Raw genomic sequence first — 20,750 nt, 5'->3', positions numbered from 1 at the left:
TTCTGTCACCTGGAGAAAGCAAAAATTTCCTTAATATCCCTTATGCTGATATAAATTGGGATTCATGCCGACCACCTTTTCGGGGATGGGAAATACCGTCGTATACCCGTTTTCTTCCCCGGGAAGCTGCGGACGGTCGCTGTAGGCACGGGTAAAACGGCCGAAGCGGATGAGGTCTTGCCGCCTCCATCCTTCCCAGGCCAGCTCCCTCATGCGTTCTTCCAGCAGACAGTCGAGGGTGGCTGTCTGCGGAGGCATCCCCACCCGGCTTCTCACCCGGTTCAGCTCGGCATCGCCGTTCTCTCCGTTGCGCACCTTGGCCTCGCTCTGCATGAGCAGCATGTCGGCATAGCGGAAGAGCACGATGTCATTGTCCAGCAGTTTCCCGTCTTTGAGGGCCGTCGGGTCGACCTCGTATTTCTTCATCCGGGCTCCGGCGGTCTTTTCCCAGGGCTGTCCCGATACGTCGAGGGCTACCTTCCACGGCTCATACACCAGCGGGGTCACTCCGTCGTCGAGCATCACCTGACGGCCTTCCAGGTCGTTCACCGGACCGGCAAAATAGCAATAGTCAAATCGGGCATCCACCTGCGGCGTGTCGTAGCCGAAAGCTTCCAGCACTTCCTTTGTGGCCGACGCTCCGTTTTCCCCTCCCAGTCCGTAAGCTTTGGCATGGTTGTAGTGGCGCGAGCGGAACAGGTAGATAAACTGGTTGGCATACAGTGTCTTGTCCATGGGAATCACAAAGATATTCTCTTTCGAAGACTCGTTGAAGACCGCAAAATTGGCCGTATAGTCTTCTTCCAGGCTGTATCCGGCAGCCGCCAGTTTCTCCCCATAACGGCACACCGTCTGCCAGGCATTCAACGACTGTCCGTCCACTTCGAAAAAGAGCGATTTCCCGTCCGGACGGCTTCCGTCGGTCCAGTCGTCGTCGGCATAGACTTCGGCATTCAGGGCCAGCTTGGCCAACAGGAACCAGACCACCGGACGGGTCACCCTTCCATAATAGACTCCCGGCTGATTGCTCCGTTCCAAGCTCAGGAAAGGTTCGGAATCCATCAGTTCTTTCACGATGAAATAGAACACCTTAGACCGTTTTTCCTGAACAATCTCTTCAAGTGCCGGACTGCTCTTCTCAATGAGAGGCACACTGCCGAAAAGGTCCATGATATAATAATAAAACATCGCCCGCAAGGCCCGCACTTCGGCCACCAAAGGAGCCACCTCTTCCGTGGGATGCGCCGCCGAAAAAGCCTGGATTTTCTCCAGCGAGCCGTTGCACAGAATCACCGTGCGGTACAGGTATTCCCAAGTGGCATAAATGGCCTCGTTGTTCACTCCCCAGCGATGCAGGTACAAACCCTGCCAGAATCCCCCGTCATACCAGTCGCCTCCGCGGGTAGGCATCATCGCCTCGTCGGTGGTGAAGGTATTCAGGTCGTATATGCCCCGCCCGGTGCCTTGCAGTCCCTGACTGTCGACATAGCCTCCCACGTAGTTGTACAGCGAAAGCACCCCGTTGCGCTGCACGTCCGACAGCGTGGAATAGGCCGTTTCCTCGTCCAGCCGGTCCTTGGGACTTTCATCGAGATAAGCACTGCAGGAAGCACCGGCAAGGAGGCTGAAAGCGGCAGATATAAAAACATATATTCTTTTCATAACAAGCGGTTTAGAAGTTAAGACTTAAACTGATGATATAGGTTCTTGAAAGCGGGTAAGTCCGTTTGTCGTCCACCCCGAAAGTCTCGTCCACGAGCGTGGAATTGATGAGCGGAGTCAGTCCCGAATATCCGGAAATGGTTCCCAGGTTGTTGACGGTCAGCGCCAGTCGGGCCCCGTGCAGGTAACGCGTTTTCCGGAGCGGAATGTTCCATCCCACGGTGAGGTAATCAAAGTTCACGTAATTGCCGCTTTCCAGCCAGTAGTCCGTAGCCGTGAGGTCGCGTATGTTCCGTGCCGGAGCCTCCGCCAACACATTGTAGTCAGGCAGACTGTTCATGTTCATATACGTCAGAGACGTTCCGTTGTAAATCTTGTGCCCGAATGCCCCGTTTATCTGCAGCGACACATCGAAACGCTTGTACCGGAAACTGATGTTCGAACCCAGCAGCGTCTTGGGGGTAGCCTGTCCGGCCACATAACGGTCTTCCCCGTCCTCCAGGTTCACGCCTCCCCCGTTCAGGTCGGCAATCTGATAGGTGTATCCCCCCTTTCCGTCCGGCACAAGTCCCTCGCAATGCGGCAAATAGAAAACTCCCAGCGGTTGTCCCACAATCTGATACACAATCTGGTTGTACCCACCGTGCAGACCGGCCCCGTTGAGTCCTGCCAATGCCGTATACTGTGCTGCACTGACCTGTTCCCCTTCATAGATTCCGCTCAGCGACAGGAGCTTGTTGCGCTGGAACGTCACATTGGCGTTGATATTCAGCTCCATATCCTTGGTACGCAGCGGAGTCAGACCGATGGAAAGCTCCGTACCGCTGTTCCACATGGAGCCCAGGTTGGCCAGCAGTTTGTTGTAGGCAAAGGGAGGCACACTCACGTCATACTGATACAGCATATCCCGGGTTTTGGAAAGATAATAGTTCACCGAAAGCAGCACGCGGTTGCCGTAGAACCCCATGTCCACCCCCGCATTGAAGGTCGACTTCACCTCCCATTTCAGGTTCGGGTTGACATTCTTCAGGCTTTCATACGTCACAATCGGCGAGTTGCCCACCGGTGTCACCCCGTTCGGCCGGACCAGTGACAGGGTGGTGTACGAATCAATACCTCCCTGGTTGCCCGCCAGTCCGTAGCCCATCCTCAGCTTCAGGTTGTCTATCCAGCGATACGGCCGCATGAACTTCTCCTGTGTCACGTTCCAGGCCACCGACACGGCCGGGAACACGCCCCATTTGTGGTTCCGTCCGAACTTGGAAGAAGCATCCGTCCGCAAGTTGGCCGTCAGCACATAGCGGTCGTCGTACGTATAGTTCACCCGTCCCAGGAAAGACACCAGATGCGGCTCTTCGTAATAAGAGCCTGTCCCCTCCCAGGGACGCAGGGCCCCCGCCTGCAAGCTGTGATAGCCCATCGTATTCGATGAGAAATTGGTCGTGGTCGTATAAAATCCCTGAAAGCGGTCTTTCTCCACTTCCCCCAGGGCCAGCACATCCAGGAAATGCGCTCCCAGCTTCTTCTGGTACGTCAGCATGGCATTCCCCAGCATGGACTCCGCCCTGCGGTTGCCCCGGTAAGCCTGTCCGTTGCCCCACACCGTGGTCGGCAGAAACTGTGCATTCTCCGTCGTGCTGTACGTATAAGAGCCGAACAGCACCATCTTCAAATCCTTCCATAGATGGAACGTCAGGCGGGCATGGGCACTGAAATAAGAAGTCTCCTCCCGGTTGTCCACGTCCATCCAGGCCAGCGGATTCGTAATCTGGCTGGCCGTCGTAATCTGGTCCCATCCTCCTGTCTCCGGGTTGGGAAAATCAGGGAAGGTAGGATTGAAAGCCGCCGCCGAATAGAATGTCTTCTGCAGGTCGAACAACGTGCGGTCGCGCCGCATGGAGCCGAACAGCCCCAGCTCGCAGTCAATCAGTCCGTCGAGCATCTTCTGCGACATATTCATGTTGGCCGTAAACAGTTTCATGCCTTCGTGCTGGATCACTCCCTCCCGGTTCTGGAAGCCCAGCGACACCCTGTAATTGGAAGCTTCTCCTCCCCCATAAAATGCGATATTGTGGTTCTGCTGCAAACCCGTCTGTTCGATGGCCTTCTGGAAGTTCGTATCATACCCCTTGTCGAGGATGCTCCACCCGTGTTCCGCCGCCAGCCGGCGATACTCCGCCCCCGACAGCATATCCAGTCTGCGGTAGGCATGCGAGATTCCGAAGCTGCCGTTGTAGTTGACGCGCGTCTTCCCCGCCAGTCCCTTCTTGGTGACGATGTTGATGACGCCCGAAGCCCCACGCGAACCGTACTGCGCCGTCTCCGACGCATCCTTCAGGATGGTAAAGGTCTCGATGTCGGCAGGATAGACCGAAGCCAGCATCGTCAGGTCGCCCAACACCCCGTCCACGATAATCAGCGGGTCATTGCCGCTGGTCAGCGAAGTCGTTCCCCGCAGACGCACCGACTCCAGCGCCGCCATCCCGTTGTTGCTCTTCAGGATGGTAAGGCCGGGCACTCGTCCCTGAATGGCTTCCAGCGGGTTGGTAATCAGCTCCCGGTTCATCTGTTTCTCCGTAATCTGCTCCACCGAGCCGGAAATGTTTTTCAGACTTCCACGGGCATAACCAATGGTATAAATGGAATCAGGCGGCAGGTCTTCTCCGTTCTGTCCCTGTACGCAAAGAGGGAAACCGCCCCACAAACATCCCAGGAACAGCATACTGCACAATGCTCGGGAAACTGGTCGTATCTCGTTCATAGCAAACTTATTTAAGGTTAAAGGGCGCGAAGATACCCGGTATCTCCTCGCCCCGTCAAAATGACTCTTTTCACAAAGAAAAGATTTTTTCCGCAATAAAACAAGCCAGGGGACGGTTATTTCCCCCGCTTCGCTTATTTTTCTTCCGCAAACATCGGATCCCATGCCGGAAGCTGTATCGGCTTCTGCTTGAAAATGTCGAGCACTTTCTTCGGCACGTATTTAGTTTCCAGTACCAGGCGGAACATGTATTCATTGAACCATTCGTCGGTCATGATCAGGTGTCCCTGATAGCCGGCAGAAGGGCCCCAGCTGTTTTCCACCATCCATTTTTTCGGCTTTCCGTGCTCGTCGAGGTCGACAGCCATCAGCGTCATGGCATGAGCCGACATGCTGGCGAAAGTCTGGATACGCTGCTTCTTGTCCATGCCGAAAGTGGTGCCCATCAGCGAATCGAAATCATAATTGTGCACGTCCAGCAGTCCGCGGTTACTGTCCATCTGGGTCACGTCGCTGGAGAAATACATCCGGGTGCTGTCCTTCAGTGAGGCGATGGCCATCTCCTTGATTTCCTCCACCGGCAGGTTCACGTACGTCCAGTTCTTCCCGTCGTAGCAGTGACGGTCGTAGGCAATCTCGTAGCACTTATAGTATTCGCGCGACGGGTCGTTCATCACCATCACGTAGTTAGTCAGCAGGTTCTTGTCGCCATACTTCTCCAGGAACGACATCGGTGTGTGATGCTCTGTTTCCACCACCTTGCCCTTGCTGTCCTTGCGCACGTAGTCGAACGAAGTCGGCGGCACGCCCAGGGTCAGTGCCAGCATCCGGTAGACCGTACCCAGCATCTCTTCCTTCCGTTTCTCAATGACTGCCGTCTTTTCACCTTTGGCCGACAGGTCTCTCAGTTCCAGCCCGAACTCCTTCAGTTTCAGTCCAATCAATGACGACATATACGACGTATGCTCACTGCTGTACGTTTCCGGCATGGCCTCCTTGGGCACCAGTCCGTACTTCGTCACGATGTCGGCCACCCCCGTAAAGGTACCTCCGTCGCTCAGCGGATGCTTGAACAGCCATTCCACTGTCTGGTCGCTCATCGGCTTGCCCGCCGTTTCAATCACCCCCTGCAGGAAGAGGTTGGACTTCTCCAGCTGGTCCCAGAAGAAACAGTATACCTGCGAGAACTCCAGTCCCGGCAGGTCGTATTTGGCAATGGCCTTGGCCCGCATCACGTTCAGTCCCGTAAACAGCCAGCAGCGGCCCGACGACTGCTGGTCGGTGATTCCCTTCGACTCCACCTTGATGGAGAAATCGGCGTCCACCGCCTGCTGGTTTTCCTGGTTCAGGGCCAGTTGCTTGATGCTGGTACCGCCCAAGGCATTGCGAATCGCCTTGTCGGCAGCTGTATTCTGATAACTGCGCTGAATTTCCTTCAGCATTTCCGGAGAGATGCCTCCATTCTGTGCCTGCAATGTCAGCCCGAAAGCCATCAGGCAGGCAGCCAATGTTACGTGTTTCTGGTTCATTATATTTTATGGTTTTAATGAGTTCATTCCTTGTGCTTGGCCGGACGCACAATCTTGTAGCCGATGCACGCCACGAAGATGCTCATCAGCGGACTGAGCAGGTTGAAGAAGCAGTACGGCAGGTACACCAGCGTAGGCACGCTCAAGATGGTGGCCTGCGTCATGCCGCACGTGTTCCAGGGAATCAGCGGACTGGTCACCGTCACGGCATCTTCCGTCGTACGGCTCAGCAGACGCGACTCGTATCCGTTCTTCTGGTAAATATCCTTAAACATGTTTCCGGTGAGGATAATCGAAATATACTGGTCGGCCGTGGCCAGGTTCAGAAACAGGCCGGAGGCCACCGTAGCCGTCACCGTTCCCGCTAGCTTATGGGTCAGGTGTACGAACATCCGCGTAATGCTGCCCAGCATGCCGCAGGCCGTCATCGCCCCGCCCAGGCACATGGCACAGAGAATCAGCCACACCGTGTCCATCATGCCGCCCATGCCGCGGGTGGCAATCAGTTCCGTCAGTTCCGGACTGGAGGCCTGCACAGACGTGCCGCCCGACAAAGCCAGCAGCACTCCTTTATACAACGCTTCGGCACCAGACACTCCCTCGCCGGCCACCTCCCGCAGCACGTCGGTCTGAAACACCAGCATGCAAACCACAGCCAGTGCCGTCGACACAAACAGCGTGATGATGGACGACACCTTCCGGGCAATCAGGATACCCGTCACTACCGGCACCAGCAAGACCCAGAAGGTGATGTGGAAACGCTCGGCCAGTCCGGTGGTAAACACCGCCATCTGCGAACTGTCCGTGGCCTCGTGCGAAAAACCGGCCACCGTAAAAATCGCCAGGGCAATCACGATGGAGGGCACCGTGGTGTACATCATGTAACGGATGTGCGTGAACAGCGGGGTGTCCGTCACCGACGAAGCCAGGATGGTCGTGTCCGAAAGTGGAGACACCTTGTCGCCGAAGTACGCTCCCGACACGATGGCTCCGGCAATCCAGCCCTCGTCGAATCCCTGTGCCTTGCCGATGCCCATCAGGGCAATGCCGATGGTGGCTATCGTGGTCCACGAGCTGCCGGTCATGACCGATACCACGGCACAAATCGCACAGCACGACACCAGGAAAAATTTCGGATGGATAATCTGTACACCGTAATATATCAGCGTAGGTACTACGCCACCCAGCATCCAGGCTGCCGACAGCGCACCGATAATCAGTAGAATAATCAGGGCGGAACTCACCCCTGCAATGTTGTTCACAATGGCATGCTCAATATCTCTCCAGGCCACCCCGTAACGCCCCATGCCCATGGCGGCACACAAGGCCGTCGTCAGCAGCAGGCAAATCTGACTGCCCCCGCCCAGCGCATCGGCTCCCAGCAGGCGAATGGTAAAAAAAAGCAGGACCACCAGGACCAGCACCGGCAACAACGAAGCCAGCGGAGAAGGAATTTTCAGTTTCTGTGTCATTTCGTCAATCTATGTTCAATAATCTATGGTTTCCTAAAAACGGCACAAATTTCCGAATATTTTTTCAAATATCCGCATAAATTCTATTTTTATTTGCATTTTCAATGTAAAAATGAATAAAAATAGAATTTTATTACCGCAAAAACAGACAAACAAAGCTTTCTGCAAAACTTAAAAACTGCTAATAACCCTTTCCGATGTCCACTTTCTTCGTCGGTTATTTGTACTTTTGTTTACTAATTGCAGAAAAAATAGATGAGTAGATTCACGCGCATAAAACAAGCCATACGCCTCACGGTCATTTCCGCACTGATTCTTTATTTCGGCCTGATTGCCCTGTTCAGCCTTCCGGCGGTGCAGCATCGTGTCAGTACGTATGCGGCCCGTGAGCTTTCCCGGCTGGTGCAGGCCGAGGTCCGCATCGGCAACGTCGACCTGGGCTTGTTGAACCGCGTGGTCATCCAGAACGTGCGCATCAAGGACCGGCAGGGAAAAGACCTGCTGGGCATCTCGCGTTTCTCCGTCAAGATAGACATTCCCTCGCTTTTCCGCAAGCAGATTCGCATCAGCAGCATCCAGCTGTTCGGTCTGGACGCCCGTCTGAGCCGTCCCACTCCGGATGCCCCGCTGAACTGCCAGTTTCTCATCGACGCCTTTGCTTCCAAAGACAGCACGAAGCAGGAAAGCCCCCTCGACCTGCGCATCAACTCCGTACTGATTCGCCGCGGACAGGTGCACTACGATGTCCTCTCGGAAGCGGTCACCCCCCGGAAATTCAACTCCAGCCACATCGGCATCAGTGAGCTTTCGGCCACCCTCTCCTTGAAGGCCTTGCAGAAAGACTCGCTCAACGCCCAAATCCGGCGCATGAGCTTCAACGAACAGAGCGGCTTCCGCCTGAAGAAGTTTGCCCTCAAGGTGACGGCCAATCCGCAGGGCATCTACCTGCAGGAGCTGACTCTCCACCTGCCGTCTACCTTCGTGTGCATCGACACGCTGTCGGCTACGGGCAATCTCAAGGACCCGCACCTGCTGACGTCGCCGGAGAATCCGGTGAACTACATGGGCAACCTGCGGGCCTCTGTCACACCGGCCGACCTGTCGTATTTCGTCCCGGCACTGACGCACTTCCAGGACTCCATCCACATCGACGCGACGTTCCGCGGCAAGGGACGGCAGTTCCGCTGCACCCACTTCTACCTGGCCAGTCCCCAGAAGGAGCTGATTCTGCGCGCACAGGGGATGATGGACGCCAATCAGTCTGTCAAGTCACCTTATTTCTTCGGCGAAATCACCCAGGCCGATGTCAGCGAGAAAGCCCTTCCCTGGCTGTTCCACAACCTGAAAGGGGCAGAAACGAACCTGCCCGACCTCATCCAGCGCCTCGGATTCATCCAGTTCCAGGGCGACGTGTCGGGCTATCCCTCACGCATCACCGCCCACGGTACCGTCAAGAGCCGTCCGGGACAGCTCAACGCCAACGTGACCATGCACACCGACACGCTGACCTTGCAGAAAAGCTACTCGGGACGCATCTCGACCCAAGAGTTCGAGCTGGGGAAACTGCTGGCCAAGGAGGAACTCGGGAAGACCTCGTTCGACCTGGAGCTGAAGGGACTGCAATACCGCAACAACCAGCTGGAATCGCACATCAAGGGAGAGATTTCGTCTCTTGAGTACAACCATTACCAGTATCAGCACATCGCGCTGAACGGCGACTTCAAGCCGGGCGGGTTCAACGGACACCTCTCGCTCGACGACCACAACGGGAAAATCACCATGGACGGGAGCTTTGTCACCAGCCAGGCGGTACCCGACTTCAACCTGCGCGTGAAAGTGCGCGACTTCCGTCCGTACTCCCTGCACCTTACCAAAAAATACGAAGATACTGACCTCTCGCTCAACCTGACGGCGGACTTCTCCGGACATTCCATCGACGACATGCGGGGAAGCATCCACCTCGACAGCCTGCAGGTGCGCACCCCCGACGAGGCCGGCAACTATTTCCTGCCTCACCTGCAAATCAACGCCACGCAACCGCAGGCACACTCGCCCGAGAAAGAAATACGCATCACCTCTCCTTTCCTGAACGGGAGCATCCAGGGGAGATATGCCTACCACACCTTGCTGAAAAGCATCGAGAAAGTCATCCGCAAGCACCTGCCTTCGCTGTTCCCGGAAGCAAAAAGCCGGAAGGGCGCCGAACCGAACAACCAGTTCCGCTTCCAGTTCCGCATGGAAAACAGCGACTTCCTGTCGAAGGTGCTCCACGTACCTTTCGACCTGCAGATGCCGGCCGTCCTCAATGGCCAGTTCAACGACAGCCTCTCGCAGATGCGCATCAACGGCTACCTCCCGCAGTTCAGCTACAACGGCAAGCACTATGAGTCGGGGGCCCTGCTGTGTGAGACGCATCCCGAGGAACTCCAGTTCCAGGTGCGCGCCAGTACCCTGATGAAGAAGGGAGCCATGTTCAACCTCTCGCTCCTCACCCGGGCCAAGGACGACAAGCTGCACAGCACGCTCTACTGGGGCAACAACACCCAGCTCACCTACAGCGGCAAGATTGATGCGGTGGCTTCCTTCAGTCAGGACCCCCGCCACAAAGGACTGCACACCCGCGTGGACATCCAGCCCAGCCAGATTATCCTGAACGATACCACCTGGCACATCCACCCGGCCAGCGTAGACATTGCCAAAGACAGCATCGAGATACACAACTTCCTGTTCGAGCACCGCGACCAGCACCTGAAAATCCACGGGCGGCTGGGAAAGGCCGACACGGACTCGTGCCTGGTAGACCTGAAGAACATCAACCTGCTCTACATCATGGACATGATCCAGTTTCATGCCGTGCGCTTCGACGGGGGCATCAGCGGAAAGGCCCGCCTGCTCCACTTGCTCAAAGACCCGGTCATGGAGGCCCGGCTCGACGTGAAAGACTTCTCGCTGAACCAGGCGGTGCTGGGCCGTGCCGACATCCTTGCCTCGTGGGACAAGGAACTGGGGGGTGTCCGCCTGAACGCGGACATCCGGCGCGATGCGGACTGCACCACGGGCGTCACGGGCTACGTATCGCCCAAGCTCAAAGGACTCGACCTCCACATCAAGGCCGGAGGTACTCCCCTGGCCTTCCTGCAACCCTTCGTGGAAAATATTTTCAGCAACGTCAACGGAAAAGCCTACGGCGACGTGCACCTCTTCGGCCCCTTCGCCCAGCTCGACCTGGAAGGCGAAGTCAGGGCACAGATGCGCACGAAGGTCAACATCCTGAACACGACGTTCATCGCCTCGGCCGACTCCGTACACATCTCGTCCGGCTTGTTCCGCTTCCCCAATGTCCGCCTCCAGGACCCTGAAGGACATACCGGACAGGCCGACGGGGAACTGCGGCACACCAAGCTGAAGGACCTGAGCTACCGTTTCCGCTTCCAGACCGACCGCATGAAGGTGTACGACACCGACCACGAGACTCCCGACTTCCCCTTCTACGGACGCATCTATGCCACGGGCGATGTCCTGCTCCGGGGAGGCGACGGGCAGCTGAACGTCGACGGAGAAGTACGGGCCGACAACCAGACGGCCTTTGTCTACGTGCTGGGCACTGCCGCCGAAGCCACCAACTCCGGTTTCGTGACCTTCGTCGACCGTACCCCGCGCCGCCAGCAGGCTGCCGTCAAGGCCGAGGTCTACCACCCGCTCAACCGCCTGGAGGACGAAGAGGAAGACGACACGCCGACGGCCATCCATATCAACCTGCAGATAGAACCTGCCGAACGGGCCAACATGAAAATCATCATGGACCCCACGGCCGGCGACTACATATCGGCTTACGGAACCGGCAACCTGCGCATCAATTTCTTCAACCAGGGCGAGTTCCAGATGTTCGGCAACTATCACATCACCGAGGGAATCTACAAGATGAGCATGCAGAACGTCATCCGCAAGGATTTCACCCTCCAGCCCGGCGGCACGGTGTCGTTCAACGGCGACCCGCGGGCAGCGAACCTGAACGTGCAGGCCGTCTATACGGTCAACTCCGCCTCGCTCAACGACCTGATTGCCGATGCGTCTTCTTCCCGCGGCAATGTGCGGGTGAACTGTCTGCTGAACCTGACAGGCAACCTCACCTCGCCGAACCTCAGCTTCGGACTGGAACTGCCTACCGTGAGCGACGAAGACCGGGAACTGGTGCGCAGCCTCACCAGCACCGAGGAACAGATGAACACCCAGATTATCTACCTGCTGGGCGTGGGCAAGTTCTACACCTACGACTATGCCAACAACACCGGGCAGACCGATGCCACCAGCTCGCTGGCCTTCAGCACCCTGTCCGGACAGCTGAACAACATGCTCTCGCAGGTCATCAACAACCAGAACTGGAACGTGGGCACCAACCTCACCACGGGTGAGAAAGGCTGGAGCGACGTGGAAGCCGAAGCCATCCTGTCGGGCCGCCTGCTGAACAACCGGCTCATCATCAACGGCAACTTCGGATACCGCGAGAACACCTTGCGCAACACCAACTTCGTGGGCGACTTCGAGGCCATCTGGCTGCTCACCAAGAACGGGGAGTTCCGCCTGCGTGGCTACAACCAGACCAACGACCGCTACTTCACCAAGTCGACCCTGACCACACAGGGTATCGGCATCATGTACAAGAAGGACTTCATGAACTGGAAAGAGCTGGTCGACTGGTTCCTCCGCCGCCGGAAAGCGCGCAGCAGCAAGCAAGAGAAGGACGACAACGACAAATATGTCCAGAAAGACGCCGACCTTCCGGCTGCACAGAAGAAAAGAACCTCCAACGAAAAACAATTACATTAGAATATGGAAAAGACGTATTACCTTCCTGCCGAATGGCACCCGCAGAGCTACATACAGCTCACCTGGCCCCATGCCGACACCGACTGGGCCTACATGCTCGACGAAGTGGAAGACTGCTTTGTCTGCCTGGCCACTGAAATCGCCAAACGCCAGCCGCTGCTGCTCGTGGCACCGGAATTTCCGAAAGCCCTGGCCGACTTTCCCTACCGCGACCGGATTACCTTCGTGGAATGTCCCACCAACGACACCTGGGCCCGCGACCACGGCTTCATCACCCTGCTGGAACGGCACACCGACCCGCTGCTGCTCGACTTCTGCTTCAACGGCTGGGGCATGAAGTTCGCCGCCTGCAAGGACAACCTCATCAACAGCCGCGTGTTCAAGAGCGGCGTGCTCAACGGCGACTACATCAACTGCCGTGACTTCGTGCTCGAAGGGGGCTCCATCGAAAGCGACGGAAAGGGCACCCTGCTCACCACCTCGCCTTGCCTGCTGGCTCCCAACCGCAACGACACGCGCTCACGAAAGGACATCGAAGCCTACCTGATAGACCGCTTCAACCTGCGGCAGGTGCTCTGGCTCGACTACGGCTACCTGGCCGGCGACGACACCGACAGCCACGTGGACACCCTGGCCCGCCTCTGCCCCGACCATACCATCACCTACGTGCAGTGTCTGGACAAGGACGACGAGCACTACGGCGCCCTCCGTTCCATGGAAGACCAGCTCAAGACCTTCCGCACCCTCGAAGGAGACCCGTACCGCCTGCTGCCGTTGCCGATGCCCGAAGCCATCTACGACGAAGACGGACAGCGGCTCCCGGCCACCTACGCCAACTTCCTGATTATGAACGAGGCCGTGCTCTACCCTACCTACGCCCAGCCGGCAAACGATGCCCGTGCCGCACAGGTGCTGGCCGAAGCCTTCCCCGGACGTGAAATCGTGGGCGTGGACTGCCGGGCCCTCATCCAGCAGCACGGCTCCCTCCACTGCGTCACCATGCAATATCCCGAATCCGTTAAAAACGACATAGAATCATGAAACGAACCATCCGCGTCGGCCTCGTACAGCAGTCCTGTACCGCCGACCTCAAACAGAACCTCGAAAAGCTGCACCGCAACATTGCCTCCGTGGCACAGGCCGGTGCGCAACTGGTTGTACTCCAGGAACTGCATAACACACCTTATTTCTGTCAGACGGAAGACACCGGTCTGTTCGACCTGGCAGAGCCCATCCCCGGTCCTTCCACCGGCTTCTACAGTGAGATAGCCGCCGCCTACCACATCGTGCTGGTCACCTCCCTGTTCGAACGCCGTGCCGCCGGACTGTATCACAACACCGCCGTGGTTTTTGATGCCGACGGAAGCATCGCCGGCAAATACCGCAAGATGCACATCCCCGACGACCCCGCCTACTACGAGAAGTTCTACTTCACTCCCGGCGACCTGGGCTTCGAACCCATCGAGACCTCTCTCGGCAAACTGGGCGTGCAGGTATGCTGGGACCAGTGGTATCCTGAAGGAGCCCGCATCATGGCACTGAAAGGGGCCGAACTACTGATTTACCCGACCGCCATCGGCTGGGAGAGCAGCGACACCCAGGAAGAGAAGATGCGCCAGCTCGGTGCCTGGGTCACCGTACAGCGCGGCCATGCCGTAGCCAACGGACTGCCCGTCATCGCCGTCAACCGTGTGGGACTGGAACCCGACCCGTCCGGACAGACCAACGGCATCCTCTTCTGGGGAAACAGTTTCGTGGCCGGCCCGCAAGGTGAAATCCTCGCCCAGGCCAGCAACCTGAAAGAAGAGAACCTCGTGGTGGAAATCGACATGGAACGCAGCGAGAACGTACGCCGCTGGTGGCCCTTCCTGCGCGACCGCCGCATCGACGAGTTCGAACAGCTCACCCGTCGCTTCATCGACTGACCGACCGATTTACCGAAATAAAAAAAGGATCATTCCCCAAGGGGAGTGGTCCTTTTCTTGTATGCGGAAAAAAGTGCCTGATACCGCACTCCTCACGACAGTTTTTCAAAAATACGTCCAAATCGGGGTTTTTATCCGTACCATCAGACAAGTATTTATTTTTATAATTGTACAGAATGAAGCTCAAATCCGGCCTTTTGCAGCCGTAGCCTCCCCTTAACGTCTTTCCCAGAAACTCGGAGTCAGCAGCAGCAATACGCCGAACAGTTCCAGACGCCCGATCAGCATCATGAACGACAGCAGCCATTTCGCCAGATCCGGCAGCGCACTCCACGAGAACGCCGGACCGAACGCACCCAGTCCCGGTCCCACGTTGCCGAGGCTCGACACCGACAGACCGAAAGCCTCTTCCAGCCCCACTCCCATGCACATCAGCAGCAGCCAGCACACGAAAATGCAGAAGAAATAAAACAGCACGAAAGTCATCACCGTGGCAATGGTCCGCTGCGAAGCCGCCATCCGGTTCAGCTTCACCGGCAGTACGGCACGGGGATGCATCAGCAGGTGGAACTCATTCTTCACGTTGCGCAACACCACGAGCAGACGCACAATCTTGATACCTCCGGCCGTCGAACCGGCACACCCGCCGGCCACCATGGCATACATCAGCAGCATCCACGTGAACGGAGCCCACAGGTTGTAGTCGTCCGTGGCAAACCCGCACGAGGTATGAACGGAAGCCACCTGGAAGAGCGATTTGCGGAAAGCCTCCTCCAGTCCGTAATGGTTGTGCCAGTAGAGCGACCCCGTAATCAGCAAGGTCACCGCCCCGATGGAGATGAGGTACAGCCGGAACTCCTCGTCCTTGAACAAATGCTTGACGCGTCCCGTCATGCACATGAAGTACAGCGAGAAGTTCACTCCCGAGAGCGTCATGAAAATGGCAATCACATATTCTATAAAAGGTGAATTCCAGTAAGCCACGCTGGCCTGCTTGGTGGAATATCCTCCCGTGGCCGTCGTAGAGAAGGCATGACACACGGCATCAAACAGGTCCATGCCGCCCACCAGCAGCAGCACCGTTTCCACCACCGTAAGAATCAGGTACACCGTCCACAGCCACTTGGCCATGATACTGATTTTCGGGTGAATCTTGTCGTGCGTCACCCCCGTGGCCTCTGCCGAGAAAAGCACCTGGTTGCCCACCCCGAAGATGGGCAGTACCGCAATCGTGAAGAACACGATACCCAGTCCCCCGATCCACTGCGAGAAACTCCGCCAGAACAGCATGCCGTGCGAAAGCGACTCGATGTCGTCCAGGATGGTCGCCCCCGTGGTGGTAAAGCCCGACATCGTCTCAAAGAACGCGTCCGTCACCGAGGGAATGCCCCCGCTGATGTAGAAAGGCAGCATCCCGAAGCCCGTGAAAAGCAGCCACGTGAACGCCACGATGCAATATCCGTCGCGCCGTGTCACCCGGTTTTCCGCTCCCTTTCCCAGCAGGAGCAGCAGGCTGCCCACCACCACATTGATCAGCGTCGTATAAATAAAATAAATGTAGTCCTTCTCTCCGTAACACAGCGACACGCCGGCACACACCAGAAACATCATCGCCTCCATGAAAAGCAGCACACCCAGAATGCGGAGAATCATTTTCCTGTTTATCAGGCTATTCCCTCTATTGGCCGTCACATTGACCGTCGTCGATATAAAATCTTCCATGTATCTTCTTGCGTTTATCTTGCAAACTTACATAAAATTCTTCAATTACCGCAAGTATCCGGAAGGGAATGCAGTATTTGCCCGTTTCCTTCATTATCTCTACAGAATATCTACAGAAATCTTCCGAAGTCTGCAAAAATCCTCTTTTTGCGGAGGCTTATTTTTGGCTGTCTCACGGAAAAGAAATAATTTTGCAAAATATTTGCAACCTTATTTGCCGCGCTTACCTCACATGTTTTCATGTGACAGGTAACCGCGAAGCGTGCCCGAAACCCTACATTCTCCCCCTGATGCAAAACGAAAACAAAAGGATAGCCTACAACACCGTGCTTTTATACGTCCGCATGGGTATACTGGTGCTCATCAGCCTCTATACCTCCCGAATGATTCTGAAAACCCTTGGCGTAGAAGACTTTGGTATCAACAACGTGGTGGGAGGTGTCATCACCTTCCTGGGTTTTCTCACCAACTCGCTGGCAGGAGCCTCCTCCCGCTACATCACGTTCTACCTGGGAAAAGGCAATCTCCCGGAGCTGAAGAACATTTTCCAGAACATCGTCCTCATTCACGTGCTGTTTGCCGGGGTGGTGTTCCTCATCGGAGAAACCGTCGGCCTGTGGTTCGTGCTGACGCAGCTGAACATCCCCGCGGCCAGGGAACACGCCGCCATGTGGGTCTACCAGCTCTCCATCCTCACCTCCATGGGCAGCCTGCTGAGCACGCCCTTCAACGCGGCCATCATCGCCCACGAAAAGATGTCGGCCTTTGCCTACCTCACCCTGGGTGATGCACTCCTGAAACTGATTGCCGTGTTCGTGCTGATTTACATCCCGGCCGACAAGCTGATTTTCTATGCCCTCTACATGTTTACCATCCAGGCATTCGATTTCACCCTCTACATTCTTTACTGCAAACGGCACTTCGAAGAGACGAAAGACATCCAGCTCCGGCAGACCGACCGGAAACTGTTCAAGGACATCTTCAGCTATGCGGGCTGGACCATGAACGGCAACCTGGCCATTTTCGGCTACACGCAGGGACTGAACATCCTGCTGAACATCTTCTTCAACCCGGTGGTCAACGCGGCCCGCGGCATCGCCGTGCAGGTGCAGAGCATCGCCAACAACTTCTGCACCAACTTCCAGATGGCCATCAACCCGCAGCTCACCAAGAGCTACGCAGCCAACCACCTGGAACGGATGCACAGCCTCGTGGTGGCCAGTTCCAAATACTCCGTCTACCTGATGCTGCTCATCTGCATCCCGCTCTCCCTGGAAGCCGACACCGTCCTCTCCTGGTGGCTCGGCAGTTTCCCGGACCACACCAAGTCCTTCCTCCGGCTGATTCTCTTCACGAGCATCCTATTCTGCCTGTCGAACCCCATCATCAACTCCGTGCACGCCACGGGACGGATCAAGAAATTCCAGATTGTGGAAGGCACCATCCTCCTGCTCATCGTGCCCATCTCCTACCTGCTGCTGCGGTTCACCACCCTGCCGCCGGAGGTCGTGTTCTTCGTCCATATCACCGTGGAAATCATTGCACAATATGCCCGCCTGCGGATTGTCCTCCCCCTGATTCAGATGCCGATGGACACCTATGTCCGGCAGGTGCTCTGCAAGATTGTGCCGGTCTTCGTCCTGAGCGTGGGCCTCTCCCTGCTCGTCTACCGGCAGGCCCCCGACAACTTCATCGGCTTCCTGCTGGTCTGCGCGTCCAGCACCCTCATCCTGCTGGGCTGCATCTACCTGCTGGGACTGAGTCCGCAGGAAAAGACCATGGTAAAAAACAAACTCACTACCCTTCGTAAAAGATGACTACCTCCCACCCGCTCATTTCCATCGTGGTGCCCGTCTACAACGTGGCCCCGCAACTCGGCCGATGCCTCGACAGCATCCTCCGGCAGGACTTCCGCGATTTCGAACTGATTCTGGTCGACGACGGAAGCCGGGACAGCTCCGGGGAAATCTGCGACCGCTATGCGAGCCAGCATCCCTGCATCCAGGTCATCCACCAGGCCAACGGTGGCGTCAGCGCCGCCCGCAATGCCGGTATCCGCCGTGCCCAGGGCGAATGGATTTACTTCGCCGACAGCGACGACTGGATGGAGCACGACCTGCTTTCCACGTTCCAGTCATACCTCACGCCGGACACCGACCTCTACCTGATTGGGGCCGCCATCGAATACGACGGACACACCACGTTCGTCACGCCCCACGCACACCACTATACGCGCATGGACGAAGCCCTCGTCTACCTCTACCAGAAGAACCTCGTGGGGGTTCCCTGGAACAAGCTCTTCCGGCGCCGCATCGTGGAGACGTACCACCTCACCTTCTGCGAGGCCCTCAACAGCTACGAAGACGAGCTCTTCAACCTGGAGTACTGCCAGCACGTCACCTCCGTCAGAACCATTCCCTACCACGGCTACCACTACCTCACCACCTCCAACGACCAGAGCCTTTCCAAACGGATTCTCACCCACAAGGAGCGGAAGCACGTGGCCGGACTGCTCTACGACGCCGCCCGGAAAATCTCCGACAACCCGGACTACGTGGCCTACCTGGGACAGAAATACGCCTTCCACATCTACGACTCCGTGGAAATCTACTACAAGAAAGCCTGGCCGGCAGGTATCACGCGGGCCGAGAAGCGCGAATTCCTGCTTCTCTGCTACACCCTGCTGCACGAAAACGATTTCTGCTCGCAGTTCTTCCCGCCCAAACGGGTGTGGGTGCTGAAGCTGATTTTCCTGTGCAAGCACGCCGCCTACATCCAGCTTGCTTTCCAACTCGACCTTTTCAGAATCAAACTATCAAAATGGTTACATCATGAAAGAATATGATTATCTCATCGTCGGCTCCGGCCTCTTTGGAGCCACCTTTGCATACAGGGCCCGGAAACAAGGCAAGAAATGCCTGGTCATCGACAAACGCCCCCACCTGGGAGGAAACATCTACTGCGAGGACATAGAAGGCATTCACGTCCACAAGTACGGGGCACACATCTTCCATACCAACCAGAAGGAGGTGTGGAACTTCGTCAACTCCTTCGTGGAGTTCAACCGCTACACCAACAGTCCCGTGGCCAACTACCGGGGAAAGCTCTACAACCTTCCCTTCAACATGAACACCTTCTACCAGATGTGGGGGGTCACCACGCCCGAAGCGGCCCGCGCCAAAATCGAGGAACAGAAGGCGGAAGCCTTGCAGAAGATGCGGCACGACGGGGTGACCGAACCGCGCAACCTGGAAGAACAGGCCCTCCTTCTCATCGGAAAGGACATCTACGAGAAACTCATCAAGGGCTACACCGAGAAACAGTGGGGACGGCAGTGCACCGAACTCCCGGCCTTCATCATCCGCCGCCTGCCCGTCCGCTTTGTCTTCGACAACAATTACTTCAACGACAAATACCAGGGAATCCCCGTGGGAGGATACAACCGTCTCATCCAGGGACTGCTGGAGGGCGTGGAGGTACGCACGGGCGTCGATTTCTTTGCCGACCGGGCACACTGGGAAGGCATCGCCGAGAAAATCGTGTTCACCGGCAAGATTGACGAGTTCTACCACTACCGCTTCGGCAAGCTGGAATACCGCACGGTACGCTTCGAAGAGGAAATCCACGACTGCCCCAACCTCCAGGGAAATGCCGTGGTCAACTACACCGAGAAGGAGGTGCCCTACACCCGCATCATCGAGCACAAGCATTTCGAACTGTTCGGCGACGAGCTCCTGAAATGCCCCCGCACGGTCATCTCCAAGGAATACTCCACCGAGTGGAAAGACGGCATGGAGCCCTACTATCCGGTGAACGACGAGAAGAACAACGCCCTCTACCGCCGCTACAAGGAACTGGCCGACCAGGAGAGCCGGGTCTTGTTCGGCGGACGGCTGGCCGAGTACAAATACTACGACATGGCCCCCATCATCGCTAAAGTATTAAACCTAGACCTGTAAAAGATGGCGACAATCAAAATCCTGACGTGCATCCATAAAGACGACATCTACCTGAAAGACAAGGACTACCTTCCCATCCAGGTGGGCAAGGCACTGGCTTCGTGCGACCTGCACATCCAGGGCGACGACAGCGGCGACCACATCAGCGCCAAGAACCCGAGCTACTGCGAGCTCACGGCCCTGTACTGGGCCTGGAAGAACCTGAAGGGCATCGACTACATCGGGCTCTGCCACTACCGGCGCTACTTCGACTTCCACCGCCAGGGCCGGAAAGGCTTTCCCTGCACCCTCTTCCCCACGGGCGAATGCGAGGGCAAGGACATCCGCATCCCGGCCGACATCCTTACCCGGCTGGAAGAGGGCTGTGTCATCATGCCCAAGCCCATGACGCTGCAGCTGTCCCTCTTCAACGACTACTGCGTGACCCACGTGAGCGACGACCTGCGCACCCTCGAACGCCTCGTCAAGAGCGACGGCGACCCCTCTTTCAGCCAGGCCTTCGACGACGTCATGTACTACTCCCACAAGCTCCGTCCCTGCAACATGTTCATCATGGGCTGGAGCGAGTTCGACCGCTACTGCCAGTGGCTGTTCGGCATCCTGGAGAAGGTGGAAAAGGAAACCCACATCGAGTATTACTCGCCCTACCAGAAACGCATCTACGGGTTCATGGCCGAACGCCTGCTCAATGTCTACCTGCGAGCCCGCGGCCTGAAGACCTTCGAGGTGCCCCTCCTGTTCTTCTGCGACCAGCCCGACGAAGACCTGAGCCTTCCGCTGGGCAAATACAGGTACCGGAACCTGCTGAAAGGCCTGTCGTTCCTGTTCTCTTTCTCGCCCAAGTACTGGGGCCGGCTGATTGCCGACAAACAGTTGTAACTCATTCAGAAACC

Annotated in this window: 12 protein-coding genes; 7 read left to right on the top strand and 5 right to left on the bottom strand. The window is 56.8% G+C overall.

Annotated features, from left to right (window positions below):
- Positions 1 to 30: 30 nt before the first annotated feature.
- The 4 genes from OCV81_RS04725 to OCV81_RS04710 all read right to left on the bottom strand — a co-directional run bounded on the left by OCV81_RS04725 (position 31) and on the right by OCV81_RS04710 (position 7,424).
- The gene (locus OCV81_RS04725) at positions 31 to 1,662 is read right to left on the bottom strand and encodes a RagB/SusD family nutrient uptake outer membrane protein (protein WP_148328847.1); all 1,632 of its coding nucleotides are present in this window, start codon (positions 1,660 to 1,662) and stop codon (positions 31 to 33) included.
- A gap of 10 nt (positions 1,663 to 1,672) precedes the next feature.
- A complete protein-coding gene (locus OCV81_RS04720; protein WP_148328844.1) occupies positions 1,673 to 4,423 on the bottom strand; it encodes a SusC/RagA family TonB-linked outer membrane protein in 2,751 nt (916 codons plus the stop codon).
- A 134-nt stretch (positions 4,424 to 4,557) separates the two neighbouring features.
- Entirely contained in the window at positions 4,558 to 5,952 is a 1,395-nt protein-coding gene (locus OCV81_RS04715; protein WP_148328842.1) for a C1 family peptidase, read from the bottom strand.
- A 23-nt stretch (positions 5,953 to 5,975) separates the two neighbouring features.
- Positions 5,976 to 7,424: a Na+/H+ antiporter NhaC family protein gene (locus tag OCV81_RS04710; protein WP_148328840.1), complete on the bottom strand. Its 1,449-nt coding sequence runs from the start codon at positions 7,422 to 7,424 to the stop codon at positions 5,976 to 5,978.
- A gap of 255 nt (positions 7,425 to 7,679) precedes the next feature.
- On the opposite strand from OCV81_RS04710, the gene OCV81_RS04705 reads away from it, so the two are divergent.
- From OCV81_RS04705 to OCV81_RS04695, 3 genes are read left to right on the top strand one after another with little or no spacing between them, the layout of a single operon-like run.
- Positions 7,680 to 12,251: a translocation/assembly module TamB domain-containing protein gene (locus OCV81_RS04705; protein WP_148328838.1), complete on the top strand. Its 4,572-nt coding sequence runs from the start codon at positions 7,680 to 7,682 to the stop codon at positions 12,249 to 12,251.
- A gap of 3 nt (positions 12,252 to 12,254) precedes the next feature.
- The gene (locus OCV81_RS04700; RefSeq protein WP_148328836.1) at positions 12,255 to 13,292 is read left to right on the top strand and encodes an agmatine deiminase family protein; all 1,038 of its coding nucleotides are present in this window, start codon (positions 12,255 to 12,257) and stop codon (positions 13,290 to 13,292) included.
- Entirely contained in the window at positions 13,289 to 14,176 is an 888-nt protein-coding gene (locus tag OCV81_RS04695; RefSeq protein ID WP_148328834.1) for a carbon-nitrogen hydrolase, read from the top strand. The genes OCV81_RS04700 and OCV81_RS04695 overlap by 4 nt, the downstream gene beginning before the upstream one ends.
- A gap of 216 nt (positions 14,177 to 14,392) precedes the next feature.
- Here OCV81_RS04695 and OCV81_RS04690 read toward each other — a convergent pair whose 3' ends face one another.
- A complete protein-coding gene (locus OCV81_RS04690) occupies positions 14,393 to 15,898 on the bottom strand; it encodes a TrkH family potassium uptake protein (RefSeq protein WP_148328832.1) in 1,506 nt (501 codons plus the stop codon).
- 290 nt (positions 15,899 to 16,188) lie between these two features.
- Between OCV81_RS04690 and OCV81_RS04685 the strand changes: the two genes are divergently transcribed.
- From OCV81_RS04685 to OCV81_RS04670, 4 genes are read left to right on the top strand one after another with little or no spacing between them, the layout of a single operon-like run.
- Positions 16,189 to 17,715 carry an MATE family efflux transporter gene (locus tag OCV81_RS04685; RefSeq protein WP_148328830.1) on the top strand — a complete coding sequence of 509 codons (1,527 nt, stop codon included), beginning with the start codon at positions 16,189 to 16,191 and terminating at the stop codon, positions 17,713 to 17,715.
- Complete coding sequence (locus tag OCV81_RS04680) at positions 17,712 to 18,743, top strand: glycosyltransferase family 2 protein (protein ID WP_148328828.1); 1,032 nt, start codon at positions 17,712 to 17,714, stop codon at positions 18,741 to 18,743. The genes OCV81_RS04685 and OCV81_RS04680 overlap by 4 nt, the downstream gene beginning before the upstream one ends.
- Entirely contained in the window at positions 18,730 to 19,857 is a 1,128-nt protein-coding gene (gene glf / locus OCV81_RS04675; RefSeq protein ID WP_022353453.1) for a UDP-galactopyranose mutase, read from the top strand. The genes OCV81_RS04680 and glf overlap by 14 nt, the downstream gene beginning before the upstream one ends.
- Positions 19,858 to 19,860: 3 nt before the next feature.
- Positions 19,861 to 20,736, top strand: a complete 876-nt coding sequence (locus OCV81_RS04670; protein WP_148328826.1) for a DUF4422 domain-containing protein — start codon at positions 19,861 to 19,863, stop codon at positions 20,734 to 20,736.
- Positions 20,737 to 20,750 lie beyond the last annotated feature (14 nt).

This window comes from Phocaeicola fibrisolvens, assembly GCF_025567125.1.
Taxonomy (GTDB): Bacteria; Bacteroidota; Bacteroidia; order Bacteroidales; family Bacteroidaceae; genus Phocaeicola; species Phocaeicola fibrisolvens.
Note: the sequence above shows the minus strand (reverse complement) of the source record. Positions and strands in the feature narration are given on the sequence as shown.

What these genes read in the sequence shown, in the direction of transcription:
- OCV81_RS04680 (WP_148328828.1), top strand. Translation starts at nt 17,712, where the DNA reads ATGACTACCTCCCACCCGCTCATTTCCATCGTGGTGCCCGTCTACAAC.
- OCV81_RS04705 (WP_148328838.1), top strand. Translation starts at nt 7,680, where the DNA reads ATGAGTAGATTCACGCGCATAAAACAAGCCATACGCCTCACGGTCATT.
- OCV81_RS04725 (WP_148328847.1), bottom strand. Translation starts at nt 1,662, where the DNA reads ATGAAAAGAATATATGTTTTTATATCTGCCGCTTTCAGCCTCCTTGCC.
- OCV81_RS04700 (WP_148328836.1), top strand. Translation starts at nt 12,255, where the DNA reads ATGGAAAAGACGTATTACCTTCCTGCCGAATGGCACCCGCAGAGCTAC.
- OCV81_RS04670 (WP_148328826.1), top strand. Translation starts at nt 19,861, where the DNA reads ATGGCGACAATCAAAATCCTGACGTGCATCCATAAAGACGACATCTAC.
- OCV81_RS04685 (WP_148328830.1), top strand. Translation starts at nt 16,189, where the DNA reads ATGCAAAACGAAAACAAAAGGATAGCCTACAACACCGTGCTTTTATAC.
- OCV81_RS04690 (WP_148328832.1), bottom strand. Translation starts at nt 15,898, where the DNA reads ATGGAAGATTTTATATCGACGACGGTCAATGTGACGGCCAATAGAGGG.
- OCV81_RS04715 (WP_148328842.1), bottom strand. Translation starts at nt 5,952, where the DNA reads ATGAACCAGAAACACGTAACATTGGCTGCCTGCCTGATGGCTTTCGGG.
- glf (WP_022353453.1), top strand. Translation starts at nt 18,730, where the DNA reads ATGAAAGAATATGATTATCTCATCGTCGGCTCCGGCCTCTTTGGAGCC.
- OCV81_RS04720 (WP_148328844.1), bottom strand. Translation starts at nt 4,423, where the DNA reads ATGAACGAGATACGACCAGTTTCCCGAGCATTGTGCAGTATGCTGTTC.
- OCV81_RS04710 (WP_148328840.1), bottom strand. Translation starts at nt 7,424, where the DNA reads ATGACACAGAAACTGAAAATTCCTTCTCCGCTGGCTTCGTTGTTGCCG.
- OCV81_RS04695 (WP_148328834.1), top strand. Translation starts at nt 13,289, where the DNA reads ATGAAACGAACCATCCGCGTCGGCCTCGTACAGCAGTCCTGTACCGCC.